Consider the following 18,833-nt stretch of genomic DNA (forward strand, 5'->3'; position numbering starts at 1 on the left):
TCGGCCAATATTCGATGATCTTTAATCAAAAGGAGGCCAAATGATGGCAACGTTACCTTCGCTCGGGTTTGCCGGGGTCGGCCTGATGGGCTTGCCAATGTGTCGTCGCTTGCTGGCAGCGGGTTATCCGCTGACGGTGTGGAACCGTAATCCAGCCAAGTGCGCGCCGCTGGTCGAGGCTGGTGCACGACAGGTCGCCACGCCGGCTGAGCTGTGCCAGCACGCCGACGTGGTGATGGTGTGCCTGGCGGACACGTTGGTGGTTCGTGAGGTGGTGTTTGGCGCGGCCGGGATTGCGCAAGGTGCGAAAAGCGGTCAATTGCTGGTGGATTTTTCCAGCCTGGAACCTACCGCGACGCGGGAAATGGCGACAGCGCTGGTCAGACAAACCGGCATGAGCTGGCTGGATGCACCCGTGTCCGGTGGAGTGGTCGGCGCCGAGGCCGGCAGCCTGGCGATCATGGTGGGCGGTGAAACGGCGGATCTTGAGCGCGTCAGGCCTGTGCTGTTGAGCCTCGGCCAGCGCGTGACCCACATGGGCGCCGTCGGAGCGGGGCAGGTGACCAAGGCCTGCAATCAGATGATCGTCGCCTGCAATGCGCTGGTGATCGCCGAAGTGGTGGCGTTGGCCGAGCGTTCCGGCGTCGACGCCCGTCTGATCGCCGAGGCGCTGGCCGGTGGTTTCGCCGATTCAAAACCGTTGCAGATCCTTGCTCCGCAAATGGCCGAAAGCCGTTTCGAACCAGTGAAATGGCATGTGCGCACGCTGCTCAAGGACCTCGACAGCGCAGTGAAGTTTTCCCGTGAGCAAGGCTCGGCCACACCGATCAGTGGACTGGCCGCACAATTGATGCGCCTGCATGGGGGCCAGGGTTTTCTGGAAAAAGATCCGTCGACATTAGTGCAGTTGTACCGCGAACCAGACTCAGAGAACTGACGATGGGCGAGTGTCTGCGCTGGTTGATTTCGTTCAGCACGGGACGCAATTGCGCCAGCGGTACCGGATGACTGAGCAGGTAGCCCTGCACGAAGTCGCAGCCGTTACGCTCCAGAAACTCGTACTGCTCAAGCGTTTCGACGCCTTCGGTTACCACCTGCAAATGCAGCGTGTGGGCCATGACGATGATCGCTTGAACGATTTCCATGTCCTGGGTGGCCTTGGGAATGTCCTGGATGAACGAGCGGTCGATCTTCAGCGTGTTGAGTGGCAGCCGTTTGAGATAGGCCAGTGATGAGTAACCGGTGCCGAAGTCATCAATCGACAGCGACACGCCGAGGGCACGAATCTGGCGTAGCAGCACCAGCGTATCGGCGATGTTGCCCATCAGCGCATTTTCGGTCACTTCCAGTTCCAGCCGCTGCGGCGCCACTCCGGCGACCCGCAGCGCGTGTTCGATTTCATCAGCCAATTCTTCGCGCGCCAGGTTCAGGGGCGAGCAGTTCACGGCGATGTGGAGTTCTTCGCAACCCTGACGCGACAACTCGCCCAGATCATCACAAGCTTTGCGCAAGACCCAGTGGTCCAGTTCGGCGATCAGGCCGTTGGCCTCGGCGATGGCAATGAACCGGTCCGGTGCCAGCAGTCCGTGAACCGGATGTTGCCAGCGGACCAGCGCTTCAAGCTTGCTGACCAGGCCGGTTTTCAGGTCGTAGATCGGTTGGTAATAGAGCATCAGTCCGGTGTTTTCTCGCAGGGCGTGGCGCAGCTCTTCTTCCAGTTGCAGTTCCAGCGTCGCGCGGGTTTTCAGGTTTTCACTGAAGAAATTCAGGCCATTGCGCCCGCTGTCCTTGGACTGATACAGCGCCAGGTCAGCGTTTTTCAGCAACTCTTCACAGGTCTTGCCATCTTCCGGAAACACGCTGATGCCGATACTGGTGGTCATGACCATGCGCCGCCCGGACAGCTCGATGGGCTCCTTCATTTTCGCCATGATGCGCTGGGCCATGTGCCGCGCTTCATCACGATCATGCAGGCCGATGAGGATGCAAAACTCGTCGCCTCCGAAGCGCGCCACCACATCTTCGTGGCTGCGCACCGAGCACTTTATGTGGTTGGCCAGGACTTTGAGCAATTCGTCGCCGGCATCATGGCCGAGGCTGTCGTTGATCCGCTTGAAATGGTCGATGTCCAGGAACAACACCGCCAGCATGCCGCCTTCGTTGGTTTTCTCGATGAGTTTCTCGGCAAAAATCTGGTTGAAGCCACGGCGGTTGATCAGGTTGGTCAGAGGGTCATAGTGCGCCACTTGTTGTAACGACATCCTCGCCTGGTCCAGTTGGCTGAGCAGGGCGTTGACCCGTTGCAGGTCGCGCTCCTTGTTTTGCAGCTTCTTGTCCGCCAGCGCCGCGCTGATGCTGCTGCCGATAATAAGCAACGTCATGATCGCCACCGTCAGACCCAGTTGTAGATGATTGTTTTCGCCGGGCAACGGCTGGAGGCTGTCGGCGGGCAGCACCAGATTGAAGGCGGCCATGCCGGTGAAGTGCATGCTGACGATACCGGCCCCGAGCACCAGGCTGGCGATGTATTTGAGCAGTTGATGGAGTACACCGGTGCCGTCGCGCAGATGACTTGATATCAGCAGGGCTGCAAGGCTGGCACCGATGGCGATCACAATGGACAGGGCGAATAGCGTGGGTTGGTAATAGGCCACCGCACTCGAACGCATGGCGCTCATGCCGACGTAATGCATGGTGGCGATGCCCAGGCCGATACAGATCGAAGCCTGGAGATACTGCCAAAAACTCAGGCGGGGATGACTGAGAGCATGCATGGCCAGCCACGAGGCGAGCAGGGCGATCAACAGAGAAAGGAGAGTGATGGGTAAGTCATATTGAATGTCGATCGGCGCCTGAAACGCTAGCATGCCAATGAAGTGCATGGCCCAGATCCCGCCCGCCAGGCAACTGGCGCCGACCCAGCGCCAGAGGCGTTGCGAGGCGGGTTTTTCCACGTGACCGACCCGTTCGGCCATGTCCAATGTGGCAAAGCTGCCGGCACAGGCGACCAAATAGGCCAGCAGCACCAGAAAAGGGTCATGTGTGCAGTTGAGTATTACCTGGCCGTTCGCCGTCAGCTCGGTAATGAAATGCAAACCAAGCCACTCCATAGCATGCCCCATTGTCATCCTGGCTGGCGCCATGAACGCTGGCGAATGCTTTGGAGTATAGAACGCATGTTTAGAGTGCAAACGATAGTGGCACTTCGGCCCTAACCATTTTGGAATGAGCGCTAGAGCGTTTGGAAATAAATCGTGCATCAGCTGCGACATCTTCCATGGGCGGATATCAGCTTTACAAATAATGACAGACAGCCCTCGCGGGCCTGACTAAATTGCAGGTTCCGGGCTCGGATGCGCAGGCAGTGAAGCCCCAATAACAATAAAAGAGACGGACCCATGCAGAACTCGACCCAAGCGGCGAATGCCTGGCGCATTCTGTTCCTGCTGTTCCTGGCCAACCTGTTCAACTTCTTCGACCGCACCATTCCAGCCATCATCATCGAGCCGATCCGCATGGAATGGCACCTCAGCGACTTTCAGCTGGGGATCATCGGTACCGCATTCACCCTCGTTTATGCCATTGCCGGCCTGCCTCTGGGACGGATGGCCGATACCGGTTCGCGCAGTAAATTAATGGGCTGGGGCCTGGCGGCGTGGAGCGGGCTGACAGCGGTCAACGGACTGGTGGGGAGTTTCTGGGCTTTCCTGATCGTGCGCATGGGCGTCGGTATCGGTGAAGCCAGTTACGCACCGGCCGCCAACTCGCTGATCGGCGACCTGTTCCCGGCCCACCGCCGGGCACGGGCAATGGGTATTTTCATGCTCGGTCTGCCGCTGGGGTTACTGCTGGCGTTCTTCACCATCGGCTGGATGGTCAAGGCCTTCGACAGCTGGCGCGCGCCGTTCTTTATCGCGGCAGTGCCGGGGCTGATCCTGGCGGTCTTCATGTTCTTCATCAAGGAACCGAAACGCGGTGCGGCAGAGAGTGTTCAAGTCTCGCAGGAGCGCGTAGACCGGCCAATCCGTCGGGTGTTGGCGGTGCCAACTTTCCTGTGGCTGGTGATGGCGGGGCTGTGTTTCAACTTTGCCACGTATGCCTGCAACTCGTTTCTGGTGCCGATGCTGCAGCGTTATTTCCTGATGCCGTTGCAGGACGCGGCGGTGGCGACCGGGGTGATCGTCGGCGTGACCGGGTTGTTCGGCCTGACACTGGGCGGTTGGGTGGCGGACAAGATTCACCAGCGGGTGGCCAATGGGCGACTGCTGTTTGCCGCGTTCAGCTTGATCATCTCGACGGTGTGTACGGCTTGGGCGCTGCATTCCGGGCGGATCGAGATCGGGGTATTTGTGGCGGTGTTCAGTGTGGGCTGGCTATTTGCCTACAACTTCTACACCTGCGTTTACACCGCCATTCAGGACGTAGTCGAGCCGCGCTTGCGGGCTACGGCCATGGCGCTGTTCTTTGCCGGCTTGTATTTGCTGGGTGGTGGTTTGGGGCCGGTGGTGGTGGGCGCATTGTCCGACCACTTTGCGCATACCGCGATGCTCTCGGCCGGTGCCGAACAGATGACTGAGGCGTTCAAGGCTGTCGGCTTGCATGACGCGATGTACTTGATCCCGGTGGCGCTGTTTTTCACCATGGTGTTTCTGTTCCTGGCTTCGCGTTGTTTTGTGCGCGATGCCAAGCGTATGAAGGAAGGGTTGGTGGCGGTGGTTGAGCCTGGAGTTTCTGTGGCGACTGCCTAATCGCCATCGCGAGCAAGCTCGGCTCCCACAATGACCGAGTGGAACCACAAAATTGTGGGCAACTCAGACCCCCCTGTGGGAGCCGAGCTTGCTCCGGGCGGCGTTCCGACGATGAGGCCATCAGCAACACCTTAACAATCAAGCAGACAAAAAAAGGCCCGCATCGCTGCGGGCCTTCTTTGTTTTAGCGGGGTAGAGCAGGGGCGTTAACCCGCCACCAACACCCGAATGGCTTCCAGTCGCAGCGCAGCCTTGTCGAGCATGGCCAGGCCTTGCTCGCGTTGCTTGCGCAGGGCAACCAGTTCGCTGTCACGCACGGTCGGGTTGACCGCTTGCAACGCGGTCAGGCGCGCCAGTTCTTCATCGGTGTCGGCGGCCAGACGACGTTGCGCCTCAGCCACGCGCTCGGCGTGACGCGGGAAGATCTTCTCTTCGCCGGCGTTGATCCGTGGCGTCAGCTGATCGCGCTGGGCCTGGATGAACTTGTTGGCGCTGGCGCGCGGTACGCTTTCCAGCTGATCGTTAAGGGTTTCGAACGAGACCCGGGCCGACAGGTCATTACCGTTGGCATCGAGCAGGCAGCGCAGGGCGGCCGGCGGCAAGTAACGGCCCAACTGCAGCGAGCGCGGAGCAACCACTTCGCTGACGTAGAGCAGTTCCAGCAATACAGTGCCAGGTTTCAGCGCCTTGTTTTTGATCAGCGCCACGGCGGTGTTGCCCATGGAACCGGACAAAACCAGGTCCATGCCGCCCTGAACCATCGGGTGTTCCCAGGTGATGAACTGCATGTCTTCGCGAGACAGCGCCTGGTTGCGGTCGTACGTGATGGTCACGCCTTCGTCATCGCCCAGCGGGAAACTGGCGTCGAGCATTTTTTCGCTCGGCTTGAGGATCAGCGCGTTTTCCGAATGGTCTTCGCTGTCGATGCCAAACGCGTCGAACAGGGTTTCCATGTAGATCGGCAGGGCGAACTGATCGTCTTGCTCAAGGATGTCTTCGACCAGCGCATCACCTTCGCCAGCGCCGCCGGAATTGAGTTCCAGCAAGCGGTCACGGCCGGTGTGCAGCTCGGCTTCCATGCGTTCGCGCTCGGCGCGGGCTTCGTCGATCAGCGCTTGCCACTCGCCGTCGTCGGCATTTTCCAGCAGCGGCAGCAGGCGCGGGCCGAACTGATGCTGCAAGGCGTTACCGGTCGGGCAGGTGTTGAGGAACGCGTTCAGCGCTTCGTGGTACCACTGGAACAGGCGCTCTTGCGGGCTGGTTTCCAGGTACGGCACGTGCAGTTCGATGATGTGCTTCTGGCCGATCCGGTCGAGACGACCGATACGCTGCTCCAGCAGGTCCGGGTGCGACGGCAGATCGAACAGCACCAAGTGGTGCGAGAACTGGAAGTTACGACCTTCACTGCCAATTTCCGAGCAGATCAGCACTTGCGCGCCAAACTCTTCGTCGGCGAAGTAGGCGGCGGCGCGGTCACGCTCGAGGATGTTCATGCCTTCGTGGAACACCGTGGCCGGGATGCCGGAACGCACGCGAAGGGCGTCTTCCAGGTCCATGGCGGTTTCGGCGTGGGCGCAGATCACCAGCACTTTGGTGCGCTTGAGCATCTTCAGCTGATCGATCAGCCACTCGACACGCGGGTCGAATTTCCACCAGCGTTCTTCTTCATTGGCGTCCGGCTGGGCCTGGAAGCTGACTTCCGGGTACAGCTCAGCGTGATCGCCCAACGGCAGTTCGAGGTACTCGTCGGGGCACGGCAGCGGGTACGGGTGCAGTTTGCGCTCCGGGAAACCCTGCACGGCGGCGCGGGTGTTGCGGAACAGCACGCGGCCGGTGCCGTGGCGGTCGAGCAATTCGCGGACCAGACGGGCACTGGCCTCGATGTCGCCATCGTTGACGGCGGCCAGCAGCGCTTCGCCTTCGTTGCCGAGGAAACCGTGAATGGTCTTGTGCGCTTCAGGCGACAGGCGCCCCTTGTCCAGCAGCTCCTGAACGGCTTCGGCCACCGGGCGATAGTTTTCACTCTCGGCGCGGAAGGCGTGCAGGTCATGGAAACGGTTCGGGTCGAGCAGGCGCAGACGCGCAAAGTGGCTGTCCTGACCCAGTTGTTCCGGGGTCGCGGTCAGCAGCAGGACGCCGGGAATGACTTCGGCCAGTTGTTCAACCAGCGAATACTCCGGGCTGGCCTTGTCTTCGTGCCACACCAGGTGGTGGGCTTCGTCGACGACCATCAGGTCCCAACCGGCGGCGAACAGTGCGTCCTGGGCTTTCTCGTCTTCCACCAGCCACTCAAGTGCAACCAGCGCGAGCTGGGTGTCTTCGAACGGGTTGGCGGCATCGCTTTCGATGAAGCGTTCTTCGTCGAACAGCGCGACTTGCAGGTTGAAGCGGCGGCGCATCTCGACCAGCCACTGGTGCTGCAGGTTCTCCGGAACCAGGATCAGCACGCGGTTGGCGCGGCCCGAGAGCAGTTGGCGATGAATCACCAGACCGGCTTCGATGGTTTTGCCCAGGCCCACTTCGTCCGCCAGCAAAACCCGCGGTGCAATGCGGTCGGCGACTTCTCGGGCGATGTGCAGCTGGTGCGCGATCGGTTGCGCACGCACGCCGCCCAGGCCCCAAAGCGCAGACTGCAACTGGCGGCTGGTGTGTTCCAGGGTGTTGTATCGCAGGGAGAACCAGGCCAGCGGGTCGATCTGCCCGGCGAACAAACGATCGCTGGCCAGACGGAACTGAATGAAGTTCGACAGTTGGGTTTCCGGCAGGGTAACCGCTTCGTTATGCCCGTTGAGGCCGTGGTAAACCAGCAGGCCGTCGACGTCGTCGACTTCTTGTACGGTCAGTTTCCAGCCTTCGAAGTGAGTGATCGAGTCACCCGGCGAAAACCGCACGCGGGTGAGGGGCGCATTCCGTAGCGCGTACTGGCGAGTCTCGCCAGTGGCCGGGTAGAGCACGGTCAACAAGCGGCCGTCCTGTGCCAGAACGGTGCCTAAACCCAGCTCGGCTTCGCTGTCACTGATCCAGCGTTGCCCCGGTTGATACTGCTGCGCCATGCTGCCTGACTCCCACCTTGAAAAAGCGGGCTATCTTAACGGAATGAGGGCTTCAGGGCCAAAGGACTCTCATAAAAACTCGCAGTCTTACGTTAGTCCAACGATGCAGCGCTTGTGGGTTGGGCACCTATTCGTGCCAAACGGGTCACAGTTTGCGACCGATGGCTCAAGTCGCCATCCCCGCAGCCGACAGCCTGCTGACAGGAGACGAATAACTATGCTGCCACCGATGCTCCCCTTGAGTGCCGTGCCAATCACCTCACAGCAGGATCCGATTCGCCAGCGGCCGGATATTCCTCCCGTGGTGCCGGTGCAGGAAAGCTCCAACGAAAGCACCATCGACCTGCAACAGCGCGATCCGGAAGAGGCGGCGTTTCAGCTGCGCGAGGAACAGCGCCGCAAGCAGGAACAGCAAAGGCGCCGCCGCGAAGCCGATGAGGATCCTGAAGAGCACCTGGCGATTCCCGGTGACGAGCTCAACGCCGACAATACCGTGCCGGTGGCGCCTTTGATGGAAGATCAGCCACGGCAGGGTTTGTGGGTCGATATCCAGATTTGAGGTCACGGCTGGTCAGCGCTGCCGTCAGACCGCATTATTGGCACATCCTTGCCAGCAAGTACGGCAACTGAATTTCATTCCAAGCGATGCACTGAACACCATGAGCCAAGACGACAAGCTGATCGACCTCAACGCCGAACGCGCCAAGCGGGTTCATGACCTTAATGAAAAGCGCCTGAACGAAGTGCGCCAGGCGTTCGAACACGCCATGCCGTTGGGTAAAGCGAAGAAAAAGCCGAAGAACAAACCGAAAAAGCGTTGAAACACCCTGCATCGCTTGATGCAGGTCAGTTATTTCCCCTCCTTTACGCCCAGTCTCGGGCGACATTGATCCCGGTCAATTTCTTCTCCTGCCTGATTGGTTAACTTAGCCCTATCGCAACAAGGCAAGTGCAGGAGGCCAGTCATGTTTTTCGACAACGTGGTGATCGCCGGAGTGCTGACAGTCGGCCTCATGGTTCTGTTTTTTGCAGGGTTTGGATTTTTTATCTGGAAGGATTCGCAAAAGCGCAAACCGTAGGTCTTTCTGGACGCAATGAGCACGCAAGGCATTTTGGGCAACTTCGGTTGCCCTTTTTTTTGTCTGTAGTTTTCTATCAGAGTGCACAGAATCAGGGTGGGAGTGAGCCTGCTCGCGATGACAGTGTCCGGCGCGATGAAAATGTCGACTGATTAGCCGCTATCGCGAGCAGGCTCGCTCCCACAGTCGATCGGTGGAGTGGAGAAAATTGCAGCAATAAAAAAGGCGCGAACCTTACGGAACGCGCCTTTTTTGTGCGGCTATGTATCAGCTGCCCAGTGCCTTCGACGCCAGCCAGAACAGGCCGGCAGACAGGGACACTGTGGCTGGCAGGGTCAGGACCCAGGCCAGCAGGATGGTTCTGACGGTGCCACCTTGCAGGCCGCTTTTATTGGCGACCATCGTGCCGGCCACACCCGAGGACAGGACGTGGGTGGTGGACACCGGCAGGCTGAAGATGTTGGCCATGCCGATCAGACTTGCGGTAGTGATCTGCGCCGACATGCCTTGGGAGTAAGTCATGCCTTGCTTGCCGATCTTCTCGCCGATGGTCAGAACCACGCGCTTCCAGCCGACCATGGTACCCAGGCCGAGGGCCAGGGCGACCGCCAGAATCACCCAGAACGGGGCGTATTCGGTGGTAGTGGTCAGGTCTTTGCGCAGCTTGTTCAGGTCAGCCTTTTCACGGGCAGCGAGACCAGGAAGCTTGCTGACTTTCTTCGCCGTGTCGTCCAGGCAGAGCAGGTAGCGACGCACTTCGATGCGGCTTTCCGACGGCAGCGAGTGGTAGTCGGCTACACCTTTAAGGGTGCCGAGCAGGGCGGTAATGGTCGGTTCGGTCTGTTGCGGGTTGCAACGGAATTTCTCCGGCAGATCACCTTCCATGCTTTTGCCCAGGGCCAGGAATTCACCCAGCGTATCGGCATTGCGCTTGTAGAACTGGCTCAGGTGCAGGGTCGCGTCGCGAGTTCGTTCGATCTGGTAGGTTGTGCTGCCCAGGTCGAGTACGAACTGCGCCGGCACGATACCGATCAGCACCAGCATGATCAGGCCGATACCTTTCTGGCCATCATTGGAGCCATGCACGAAGCTCACGGCCATGGCCGAAATGACCAGCACCAGGCGGTTCCAGAACGGCGGGTGTTTCTTGTCATCGATCTTGCGGCGCTGTTCCGGTGTCTTGTGCATCTTCGACAGTGGACGCCACCATTTAAGGCCGATCAATATCAGAGCGGCGACCAGGAAGCCCGCCATTGGCGAGAACACCAGGGACGCACCGATATCGATCGCTTTCTGCCAGTTCACACCATCGGCCAACGGAATATCGTTGATCAAGGCGTTGGCAAGGCCGACACCGAGGATCGACCCGATCAGCGTATGGGAGCTGGAAGCCGGGATACCGAAGTACCAGGTGCCCAGGTTCCAGGTGATGGCAGCGGCGAGCAGCGAGAACACCATGGCCAGTCCGTGACCGGTGTTCACATTGATCAGCAGCTCAACCGGCAGCAGGTGGACGATGGCATACGCCACGCCGACACCGCCCAGCAGCACGCCGAGAAAGTTGAACACACCGGAAAAGAACACCGCCAGATGGGGCGGCATGGCTTTGGTGTAGATAACAGTGGCCACCGCGTTAGCGGTGTCATGAAAGCCGTTGATGAACTCGAAGGCGAGGACAAAGGCCAGGGCGAGCAAGAGGCTCACGAGCACCCAAGCATCTAGTCCGCTGAATAAATCGATCATGAAGGTTTTCTGACCCGGTCGTAAGGGGGCGCGATTATGCCAGAAAAGACTGCTAATCGATGCACTAGGTGCTCATCGGTAACATTCTTCAACGAATTAATTTGTGGCAGCAGCTCAAGCCTCAGGTTTTTACCGTGTTTTTCAAGTCGTTGAATTTCTTTGAAAAGGCCGCAGCCGCAAGGCGTCCTCTCGTAGGAGCAAGAGGTTTTAACGCTTATGTGAAATATCTGAAAAGAGGCCAGACATGAGCCATTTGCCTCATCCAGGGGGTGAGGTGGCCGCTGCCCGCTGGTAGCGGGCGCGAAAGGCATCATCGATACATCCCGTTTTTAACGGGTGCAGACGCAGACCCTTGAAAGGATTCAGGCCGAGGGCTTATGGCTCTTCGGCTTTGAGTTCCTTTTCCATTTTCTGCAATTCTTGAGTGAATGCCTGATCCTGAACGGTGGCGCGTTTACGCCAGGGTTTGCGTTCTGGTTCGGGCTGAGCGGCGTAGGTGGTGACTTCCCCGCCGTAAACTTCCTTGTAACGTTGTTCCTGGCGCTCAAGTTCCGCGCGCAGTTCGTCTTTCGTCACAGTGCTACCTGATTGAGTTGAGTTGAATTCTGGTGAAACGCGCTGCATCAAATGTATTTGACCACGCTCGCCGAATGGACAAGGCCCGCAAAGGCATCATTTTTTACGGCATTGCGATCAATTACTTCCATGTTGCAGGCGGCCACGGCACCAGAGATAAACAGCTGACGTAGCATCAGTTTCCTGTTTCAGCGAACGCTTTGGCCAAGCATGTGAAATGAGTGTCAGGCGCTTGCTGCGGGCAACGGCGATGGAACATCGCGCTACCGGGTGGCAGAATCGGCAATTAAAACCGGTCGCCACTGAATTTCATTATAGCGGTCGATTTGAAGAACACTATCGCCAAAGAGTTAAATGTGGGTCTTGATGTGTGATTGTTTTGTTACTCGCAACTTTATACGGCTAACTAGGTCGTTCAACGGCACGGCGTTACAGTGATGTCTTTCTGACGCCATTAAGTCGAACAAGTTAAGACAATTACATCGCCCCTTCTAGTCTGCGTCAGAGCCAGTGTAAAAACAGGTGCAAGCCCGTTCAATAATCGGCTGGTCAGATTGCGATTACCGGTCGATGGTTCGATAATCGCACAATCTTGGCTGCTCGGGGTTGTATGAGGGACCGGCAGCCGCTTGTAATAGCCGCTGAACCGTGTGGGAAAGGACCTTATATGAACGATCAAATGCGCAATTCCTTTGCTTCAGTGGCGCCGCCGATCGTGGCCTCGCCCGCCAAGCGGATCCAGGCAATGACCGGCGACCCGGATTTCATGACCTCCCTGGCCCGAGGCCTGGCCGTGGTGCAAGCATTCCAGGAGCGCAAACGTCACCTCACCATCGCCCAGATCAGCCACCGCACGGAAATCCCCCGCGCCGCTGTGCGACGTTGCCTGCACACGCTGATCAAACTCGGCTACGCCACCACCGACGGCCGCACGTATTCGCTGCTGCCCAAAGTGCTGACGCTCGGCCATGCCTATGTGTCCTCGACGCCGCTGGCGGTTTCCGCCCAGCCCTATCTGGACCGCATGAGCGAGCAACTTCATGAAGCCTGCAACATGGCCACGCTGGAAGGCGATGACATCTTGTACATCGCTCGTTCGGCCACCACCCAGCGACTGATTTCCGTCGACCTGTCGGTGGGTGGACGTCTGCCCGCCTATTGCACCTCGATGGGTCGGATTCTTCTCGCGGCGCTGGATGATACGTCACTGCGCGAGTACCTCGACCATGCAGAGCTGCAAGCCAAGACCAGCCGAACCTTGCACACCCCCGAGGCGTTGCTCGAATGCCTGCAAGAAGTGCGGCAGCAAGGCTGGTGCATCGTCGATCAGGAACTGGAACAAGGCCTGCGTTCGATTGCCGTTCCGGTGTACGACGCTTCCGGCCAGGTGGTCGCGGCGCTAAACGTCAGTACCCACGCCGGCCGAGTCAGCCGCAACGAGCTGGAACAACGTTTCCTGCCTGGCCTTCTGAGCGCGAGTCGCGACCTCAGCGCGCAACTCTTTGCGTAAGCCATTTACCTAAGCTGTTCGATAAACGCACAGACTCGCGTTTATCGAATTGACGCTCTTTCCCCAAGATCACTAATGTCGCGGCAGCGCCAGCCTTGGCTGGCTCCTATCCGACTGCGTTCTTTGCGTGGAATAAAAATAATGAACCAGCCTCAGTCTGCTGTAGGAAACTGCCTCGACGTGCAGTCCTTCATCAATGCTCAACCCATTTCGCGCTACCAATGGCGAGTGGTGATCCTGTGTTTCCTGATTGTTTTCCTCGATGGCCTCGACACGGCGGCCATGGGTTTCATCGCGCCCGCCCTGTCTCAGGATTGGGGCATCGACCGCGCCAGTCTCGGTCCGGTGATGAGCGCGGCGTTGATCGGCATGGTCTTTGGCGCACTGGGTTCTGGCCCATTGGCTGACCGCTTCGGGCGAAAAATCGTACTGGTGGGCGCGGTGCTGTTGTTTGGCGCGTTCAGCCTGGCCTCGGCTTACAGCACCAACGTCGATCAACTGCTGGTACTGCGATTCCTCACTGGCCTTGGCCTCGGCGCCGGCATGCCGAACGCCACGACGCTGCTGTCCGAATACACCCCGGAGCGCAAGAAATCCCTGCTGGTGACCAGCATGTTCTGCGGCTTCAACCTCGGCATGGCGGGCGGCGGTTTCATTTCCGCCAAACTGATTCCGGCCTTTGGTTGGCACAGTCTGCTGCTGATCGGCGGGATTTTGCCGCTGATCCTCGCCGTCGTATTGCTGTTCTGGCTGCCGGAGTCGGCGCGCTACCTCGTCGTCCGCAATCGCGGCACTGACAAAGTGCGCAAGACCCTGGCGCCCATCGATCCAATCGTCGTCGCCCAAGCCTCCAGCTTCAGCGTGCCGGAACAGAAAACCGTGAAGGCCCGCAACGTGTTCGCGGTGATCTTCTCCGGCACCTACAGCACCGGCACCTTGTTGCTGTGGCTGACCTACTTCATGGGGTTGGTGATCGTTTATCTGCTGACCAGTTGGCTGCCGACGCTGATGCGTGACAGTGGCGCGAGCATGGAGCAGTCGGCATTCATCGGCGCGTTGTTCCAGTTTGGCGGGGTTTTGAGCGCGGTAGGCGTGGGCTGGGCGATGGACCGGTTCAATCCGCACAAGGTTATCGGCATTTTCTATCTATTCGCCGGGGTGTTTGCCTACGCAGTAGGGCAGAGCCTGGGCAACATCACGCTATTGGCGACGTTGGTGCTGGTGGCCGGGATGTGCGTCAACGGCGCGCAATCGGCGATGCCTTCACTGGCGGCGCGGTTTTATCCGACGCAGGGGCGGGCGACCGGGGTGTCGTGGATGCTCGGGATTGGTCGCTTTGGCGCGATCCTTGGTGCGTGGATGGGCGCAACGCTGCTGGGCCTGGGCTGGAACTTCGAGCAGGTGCTGACAGCGCTGGTGATTCCGGCGGCATTGGCGACCACGGCGGTGGTGATCAAGGGCATGGTCAGTCATGCGGATGCGACCTGAGGACAGGCTTCTGATTTTTCGTTGAGCTTGCGGCCCTCATCGCGAGCAGGCTCGCTCCCGCAGGGGAACGCGGTCAACTGTGGGAGTGAGCCTGCTCGTGATGCTTTTGATTGTTCAATGGACGCGGAGCGTGGGAACGATCATCGATAGCGAGACAACAATCTGTTCGATAAACGAACACTCAGTCGATTATCGGATTGTTTGGCGATTTTCAGGGGCTTACTCTTCAGTCATTCCGGCGCTGCGCATCGCGCCTTTTTCTTCCACTGTCGGTTCATAACAAAACGGGAGCCTGCCCCATGGCTGAAATCCTTTCGCTGCACGACGCGGTGAAGCAATTCGTTAACGACGGCGATACCGTCGCGCTCGAAGGCTTCACTCACCTGATCCCTACGGCGGCGGGTCACGAAATCATTCGCCAGGGCAAGAAAGACCTGACCCTGGTGCGGATGACGCCTGACCTGATCTACGACCAGTTGATCGGCGCCGGTTGTGCTCGCAAGCTGATTTTCTCCTGGGGCGGTAACCCGGGCGTCGGTTCGCTGCACCGACTGCGTGATGCCGTCGAGAGGCAGTGGCCGCACGCACTGGAAATCGAAGAACACAGCCACGCCGACCTGGCCAATGCCTACGTCGCTGGCGCTTCCGGCCTACCGTTCGCGGTACTGCGTGCCTACGCCGGCTCCGACCTGCCGAAGGTCAACCCGCTGATCAAAACCGTCACCTGCCCATTCACCGGTGAAGTCTTGGCGGCCGTACCTTCGGTGCGTCCGGACATCACCGTGATTCACGCACAGAAAGCCGACCGCAAAGGCAACGTGCTGCTGTGGGGCATTCTCGGCGTACAAAAAGAAGCGGCACTGGCCGCCAAGCGCTGCATCGTCACCGTCGAAGAAATCGTCGACGACCTCAATGCACCGATGAACTCCTGCGTTCTGCCAACCTGGGCGTTGAGCGCGGTCTGCCACGTTCCCGGCGGTGCGCATCCGTCCTACGCTCACGGCTACAACGAGCGTGATAACCGTTTCTACCAGGCCTGGGACCCAATTGCCCGCGACCGTGAAACCTTTACCGCGTGGATCAACGAGTACATCCACGGCTGCGCTGACTTCAGCGAGTTCCAGGCCAAACTGGCCGCTGCTTCGGAGGCCAAGTAATGACTTACACCACCAATGAAATGATGACCGTCGCCGCTGCCCGCCGTCTGAAAAACGGTTCGGTGTGCTTCGTCGGCATCGGCCTGCCGTCGAAAGCCGCCAACCTGGCGCGTCTGACTTCCTCGCCGGATGTCGTCCTTATCTACGAATCGGGTCCGATTGGCGCCAAGCCGAGCGTACTGCCGCTGTCGATCGGTGACGGTGAACTGGCGGAAACCGCCGACACCGTCGTCCCGACCGGTGAGATTTTTCGCTACTGGTTGCAGGGCGGGCGCATCGACGTCGGTTTCCTCGGCGCCGCGCAAGTCGACCGCTTCGGCAACATCAACACCACGGTCGTTGGCGATTACCACGCGCCGAAAGTCCGCCTGCCGGGTGCCGGCGGTGCGCCGGAGATAGCTGGCTCGGCCAAAAGCGTGCTGATCATCCTCAAGCAGTCGGCGCGTTCCTTTGTCGACAAACTTGACTTCATTACCTCGGTCGGCCATGGCGAGGGCGGTGATTCGCGCAAGCGTCTCGGCCTGCCGGGCGCCGGTCCGGTCGGCATCATTACCGACCTGTGCATCATGGAACCGGAAGCCGGCACCCATGAATTTGTGGTCACCGCGTTGCACCCAGGCGTGACTCGTGAACAAGTCAGCGCGGCTACCGGTTGGGCGATTCGTTTTGCAGAAAGTGTTGAAAACACAGCCGAGCCAACGGATGTCGAACTGACGGCACTCAGGGATCTGGAAGCCCGCACCGCCGCCGCCCACGGCCAAGCACCCGGAGAAGCCTGATGCGTGACGTTTATATCTGCGACGCAATTCGCACCCCCATCGGCCGTTTCGGCGGTGGTTTGTCGGCGGTTCGCGCCGACGACCTGGCCGCCGTGCCAATCAAGGCGCTGATGGAGCGCAACCCGTCGGTAGACTGGAACGCGGTGGACGAGGTGTTCCTCGGTTGCGCCAACCAGGCCGGCGAAGACAACCGCAACGTGGCGCGCATGGCGCTGTTGCTGGCGGGCCTGCCGGAAACCATTCCGGGCGTCACTCTCAATCGTCTCTGCGCCTCGGGTATGGACGCGATCGGCACCGCGTTTCGTGCCATCGCCAGTGGCGAGATGGAGCTGGCGATTGCCGGCGGCGTCGAGTCGATGTCCCGCGCACCGTTCGTGATGGGCAAGTCCGATGCGGCGTTCTCGCGCAACATGAAGCTGGAAGACACCACCATCGGCTGGCGTTTCATCAATCCGTTGATGAAAGCCCAATACGGCGTGGATGCGATGCCGCAGACCGCCGACAACGTGGCTGACGATTACGAAGTTTCCCGCGAAGATCAGGACGCTTTCGCACTGCGCAGTCAGCAGCGGACAGCCGCCGCGCAAGCCGCAGGATTTTTCGCCGAAGAAATCGTTGAAGTGCGTATTGCCCACAAGAAGGGTGAAAGTGTCGTCAGCCAGGATGAGCATCCTCGCGCCGACACCACCCTGGAAACCTTGGCCAAACTGAAACCGGTCAACGGTCCCGACAAAACCGTCACCGCCGGCAATGCTTCCGGGGTGAACGACGGTGCGGCGGCGTTGATTCTGGCCTCCGGCGACGCCGTGAAAAAGCACGGCCTGACGGCTCGCGCCAAAGTACTGGGCATGTCCAGTGCCGGTGTCGCACCACGGGTCATGGGCATCGGCCCGGTGCCGGCGGTGCGCAAATTGACCGAACGTCTCGGCCTGGCCGTCAGCGATTTCGACGTGATCGAACTCAACGAAGCGTTCGCCAGCCAAGGCTTGGCGGTGCTGCGTGAATTGGGGCTGGCGGATGACGCGGCCCAGGTCAACCCGAACGGTGGCGCCATTGCCTTGGGCCATCCGTTGGGCATGAGTGGCGCGCGTCTGGTGCTGACCGCCCTGCATCAGCTGGAAAAGACCGGTGGCAAGAAAGGTCTGGCGACCATGTGCGTCGGTGTGGGCCAAGGTCTGGCCTTGGCGATCGAACGGGTCTGACGCGCAGCGTTGATGAATAAGAACTGAGGAATGCTTCATGACTGACAAGCCTGGTTACCGCCGCCCGCAAGAGGGCACCCAGCCGGAATACCTGCACCCGGCCTATCAATCCACCAACCGTCGCTCGCCGTCCAAGCCGTTGGTGTTTTTGCCCCATTCGCTGTCGGAAATTACCGGTCCGACCATCGGTGCCGAGCGCATCCAAGCGCAGGACAACGACCTGACTGCCCAGCACAAGGGTGAGCCATTGGGTGAGCGCATCATCATTCACGGCCGCGTGCTGGATGAAGATGGCTTGCCGGTGCCGGGGATTCTGGTGGAGATCTGGCAGGCCAATGCCGCCGGTCGCTACAACCATGACCGTGACCTGCACGATGCGCCGCTGGACCCGAATTTCACCGGCACCGGACGTACTGTGACCGACGCCGATGGCTGGTACCAGTTCCAGACCATCAAGCCCGGCGCCTATCCATGGGGCAACCACCACAACGCGTGGCGCCCGGCGCACATCCATTTCTCACTGTTCGGGCCGAGCATTCTGACGCGGCTGGTCACGCAGATGTATTTCCCGGGCGACCCGTTGCTGGCCTACGACCCGATCTACAACTGCGTACCCGATACCAGCGCCAAAGAACGCTTGATCGCCAGTTTCGACCTGGAAAAAACCATCCCTTCCTATGCCCTCGGTTATCGCTGGGACATCGTCTTGCGCGGCCGCGAAGCCACGCCGATGGAGAAATAAGATGACGCTGAACGCGACCACATCCCACACCGTCGGGCCGTATTACCACATCGGTTTGACCTGGCTGAACCGCGAAGACCTGACCGTCGAACAATCCCTCGGCGAGCGCGTGGCGATCACCGGGCAAGTCATCGATGGCAACGGCGACGTCGTCAACGACGCAATGCTGGAAGTCTGGCAAGCCAATGCCGCCGGCAAGTATGACCACCCCGAAGACGATCAGGACAAACCCCTGGACCCGAATTTCGAAGGGTTTGGCCGGGTGCCGGTGGATGCAGAAGGGCGCTTCCGCTTCACCACGATCAAGCCAGGCACGGTGGAAGGCTTGAAAGGCACGACTCAGGCGCCGCATCTGGTAGTGCTAGTGTTTGCTCGCGGGTTGGTGAAACACCTGCTGACACGGATTTACTTTGATGGCGAACCGGCCAACGTGGCGGACCCGCTGCTGGAATGCGTGCCGGCAGAACGTCGCAGCACCTTGTTGGCGAAGAAGGATGCGTCCGGTGTGTACCAGTGGAATGTGATCCTGCAGGGCACCGATGCCGAGACAGTGTTCTTCGATTACTGAGTGGAACACCGCAATCCCTGTGGGAGCGAGCCTGCTCCGGGCGGCGTTCCGACGAAAGCGGTGTATCAGTGCCATCACTGCTGAATGACACACCGCAATCGCGAGCAGGCTCGCTCCCACAGGGGATATGTGTTGCTGATGCATTTGTGGAACGGGATTATTGCAAAGTGTGTCTAGACTCTCACAGT

Annotated in this window: 17 protein-coding genes; 12 read left to right on the plus strand and 5 right to left on the minus strand. The window is 59.6% G+C overall.

Annotated features, from left to right (window positions below):
* The first annotated feature begins 40 nt into the window (after positions 1–40).
* Positions 41–937, plus strand: a complete 897-nt coding sequence (locus tag ACYZUA_RS09065; RefSeq protein ID WP_461962807.1) for an NAD(P)-dependent oxidoreductase — start codon at positions 41–43, stop codon at positions 935–937.
* Here ACYZUA_RS09065 and ACYZUA_RS09070 read toward each other — a convergent pair.
* Entirely contained in the window at positions 828–3,110 is a 2,283-nt protein-coding gene (locus ACYZUA_RS09070) for a putative bifunctional diguanylate cyclase/phosphodiesterase (RefSeq protein ID WP_461962808.1), read from the minus strand. The genes ACYZUA_RS09065 and ACYZUA_RS09070 overlap by 110 nt on opposite strands.
* A 288-nt stretch (positions 3,111–3,398) precedes the next feature.
* Here ACYZUA_RS09070 and ACYZUA_RS09075 point away from each other — a divergent pair, with 288 nt between their 5' ends.
* Positions 3,399–4,748 (plus strand): spinster family MFS transporter, encoded by a 1,350-nt coding sequence (locus ACYZUA_RS09075; protein ID WP_461962809.1) that lies wholly within the window; start codon positions 3,399–3,401, stop codon positions 4,746–4,748.
* Positions 4,749–4,954: 206 nt separating this feature from the next.
* Here the strand turns inward: ACYZUA_RS09075 and rapA are convergent, their stop codons facing one another.
* The gene (rapA, locus tag ACYZUA_RS09080) at positions 4,955–7,801 is read right to left on the minus strand and encodes an RNA polymerase-associated protein RapA (protein WP_461962810.1); all 2,847 of its coding nucleotides are present in this window, start codon (positions 7,799–7,801) and stop codon (positions 4,955–4,957) included.
* Between the two features lie 217 nt (positions 7,802–8,018).
* On the opposite strand from rapA, the gene ACYZUA_RS09085 reads away from it, so the two are divergent.
* The 3 genes from ACYZUA_RS09085 (at position 8,019) to ccoM (ending at position 8,880) form a co-directional block, all read left to right on the plus strand.
* Complete coding sequence (locus ACYZUA_RS09085; protein ID WP_095128015.1) at positions 8,019–8,360, plus strand: aspartate-semialdehyde dehydrogenase; 342 nt, start codon at positions 8,019–8,021, stop codon at positions 8,358–8,360.
* 100 nt (positions 8,361–8,460) lie between these two features.
* Positions 8,461–8,622 carry a hypothetical protein gene (locus ACYZUA_RS09090; protein WP_095128014.1) on the plus strand — a complete coding sequence of 54 codons (162 nt, stop codon included), beginning with the start codon at positions 8,461–8,463 and terminating at the stop codon, positions 8,620–8,622.
* 144 nt (positions 8,623–8,766) lie between these two features.
* Positions 8,767–8,880: a cytochrome c oxidase subunit CcoM gene (ccoM, locus tag ACYZUA_RS09095; protein ID WP_461962811.1), complete on the plus strand. Its 114-nt coding sequence runs from the start codon at positions 8,767–8,769 to the stop codon at positions 8,878–8,880.
* 267 nt (positions 8,881–9,147) lie between these two features.
* Here the strand turns inward: ccoM and ACYZUA_RS09100 are convergent, their stop codons facing one another.
* From ACYZUA_RS09100 to ACYZUA_RS09110, 3 genes are all read right to left on the minus strand, one after another.
* Positions 9,148–10,623 (minus strand): inorganic phosphate transporter, encoded by a 1,476-nt coding sequence (locus ACYZUA_RS09100; protein WP_461962812.1) that lies wholly within the window; start codon positions 10,621–10,623, stop codon positions 9,148–9,150.
* 375 nt (positions 10,624–10,998) lie between these two features.
* The gene (locus ACYZUA_RS09105) at positions 10,999–11,199 is read right to left on the minus strand and encodes a hypothetical protein (RefSeq protein WP_007935837.1); all 201 of its coding nucleotides are present in this window, start codon (positions 11,197–11,199) and stop codon (positions 10,999–11,001) included.
* 47 nt (positions 11,200–11,246) lie between these two features.
* Positions 11,247–11,375 (minus strand): hypothetical protein, encoded by a 129-nt coding sequence (locus tag ACYZUA_RS09110; RefSeq protein ID WP_461962813.1) that lies wholly within the window; start codon positions 11,373–11,375, stop codon positions 11,247–11,249.
* Between the two features lie 491 nt (positions 11,376–11,866).
* Here ACYZUA_RS09110 and pcaR point away from each other — a divergent pair, with 491 nt between their 5' ends.
* The 7 genes from pcaR to pcaG all read left to right on the plus strand — a co-directional run bounded on the left by pcaR (position 11,867) and on the right by pcaG (position 18,645).
* The gene (pcaR, locus tag ACYZUA_RS09115; protein ID WP_150746117.1) at positions 11,867–12,709 is read left to right on the plus strand and encodes a pca regulon transcriptional regulator PcaR; all 843 of its coding nucleotides are present in this window, start codon (positions 11,867–11,869) and stop codon (positions 12,707–12,709) included.
* 141 nt (positions 12,710–12,850) lie between these two features.
* A complete protein-coding gene (locus ACYZUA_RS09120; RefSeq protein WP_074874177.1) occupies positions 12,851–14,197 on the plus strand; it encodes a 4-hydroxybenzoate transporter PcaK in 1,347 nt (448 codons plus the stop codon).
* Between the two features lie 299 nt (positions 14,198–14,496).
* Complete coding sequence (locus ACYZUA_RS09125; protein WP_123719760.1) at positions 14,497–15,354, plus strand: CoA transferase subunit A; 858 nt, start codon at positions 14,497–14,499, stop codon at positions 15,352–15,354.
* Positions 15,354–16,133 (plus strand): CoA-transferase subunit beta, encoded by a 780-nt coding sequence (locus tag ACYZUA_RS09130; protein ID WP_461962814.1) that lies wholly within the window; start codon positions 15,354–15,356, stop codon positions 16,131–16,133. The genes ACYZUA_RS09125 and ACYZUA_RS09130 overlap by 1 nt, the downstream gene beginning before the upstream one ends.
* Positions 16,130–17,335, plus strand: coding sequence for a 3-oxoadipyl-CoA thiolase (pcaF, locus tag ACYZUA_RS09135; protein ID WP_461963924.1), 1,206 nt, complete (start codon positions 16,130–16,132; stop codon positions 17,333–17,335). The genes ACYZUA_RS09130 and pcaF overlap by 4 nt, the downstream gene beginning before the upstream one ends.
* Positions 17,336–17,372: 37 nt before the next feature.
* Complete coding sequence (gene pcaH / locus ACYZUA_RS09140) at positions 17,373–18,077, plus strand: protocatechuate 3,4-dioxygenase subunit beta (RefSeq protein ID WP_074874186.1); 705 nt, start codon at positions 17,373–17,375, stop codon at positions 18,075–18,077.
* 1 nt (position 18,078) lies between these two features.
* On the plus strand, positions 18,079–18,645 hold the full coding sequence (gene pcaG, locus ACYZUA_RS09145; protein WP_461962815.1) for a protocatechuate 3,4-dioxygenase subunit alpha: 567 nt from the start codon (positions 18,079–18,081) through the stop codon (positions 18,643–18,645).
* Positions 18,646–18,833 lie beyond the last annotated feature (188 nt).

The organism is Pseudomonas sp. LS2P72, from assembly GCF_054897865.1.

Excerpts from the sequence above, each read along its gene's own strand:
- pcaG (WP_461962815.1), top strand. The coding sequence starts at position 18,079 with ATGACGCTGAACGCGACCACATCCCACACCGTCGGGCCGTATTACCAC.
- pcaH (WP_074874186.1), top strand. The coding sequence starts at position 17,373 with ATGACTGACAAGCCTGGTTACCGCCGCCCGCAAGAGGGCACCCAGCCG.
- ACYZUA_RS09125 (WP_123719760.1), top strand. The coding sequence starts at position 14,497 with ATGGCTGAAATCCTTTCGCTGCACGACGCGGTGAAGCAATTCGTTAAC.
- ACYZUA_RS09130 (WP_461962814.1), top strand. The coding sequence starts at position 15,354 with ATGACTTACACCACCAATGAAATGATGACCGTCGCCGCTGCCCGCCGT.
- pcaR (WP_150746117.1), top strand. The coding sequence starts at position 11,867 with ATGAACGATCAAATGCGCAATTCCTTTGCTTCAGTGGCGCCGCCGATC.
- ACYZUA_RS09085 (WP_095128015.1), top strand. The coding sequence starts at position 8,019 with ATGCTGCCACCGATGCTCCCCTTGAGTGCCGTGCCAATCACCTCACAG.
- ACYZUA_RS09090 (WP_095128014.1), top strand. The coding sequence starts at position 8,461 with ATGAGCCAAGACGACAAGCTGATCGACCTCAACGCCGAACGCGCCAAG.
- ACYZUA_RS09075 (WP_461962809.1), top strand. The coding sequence starts at position 3,399 with ATGCAGAACTCGACCCAAGCGGCGAATGCCTGGCGCATTCTGTTCCTG.
- ACYZUA_RS09110 (WP_461962813.1), bottom strand. The coding sequence starts at position 11,375 with ATGCTACGTCAGCTGTTTATCTCTGGTGCCGTGGCCGCCTGCAACATG.
- ACYZUA_RS09070 (WP_461962808.1), bottom strand. The coding sequence starts at position 3,110 with ATGGAGTGGCTTGGTTTGCATTTCATTACCGAGCTGACGGCGAACGGC.
- ACYZUA_RS09065 (WP_461962807.1), top strand. The coding sequence starts at position 41 with ATGATGGCAACGTTACCTTCGCTCGGGTTTGCCGGGGTCGGCCTGATG.
- ACYZUA_RS09100 (WP_461962812.1), bottom strand. The coding sequence starts at position 10,623 with ATGATCGATTTATTCAGCGGACTAGATGCTTGGGTGCTCGTGAGCCTC.
- rapA (WP_461962810.1), bottom strand. The coding sequence starts at position 7,801 with ATGGCGCAGCAGTATCAACCGGGGCAACGCTGGATCAGTGACAGCGAA.
- ACYZUA_RS09120 (WP_074874177.1), top strand. The coding sequence starts at position 12,851 with ATGAACCAGCCTCAGTCTGCTGTAGGAAACTGCCTCGACGTGCAGTCC.
- ccoM (WP_461962811.1), top strand. The coding sequence starts at position 8,767 with ATGTTTTTCGACAACGTGGTGATCGCCGGAGTGCTGACAGTCGGCCTC.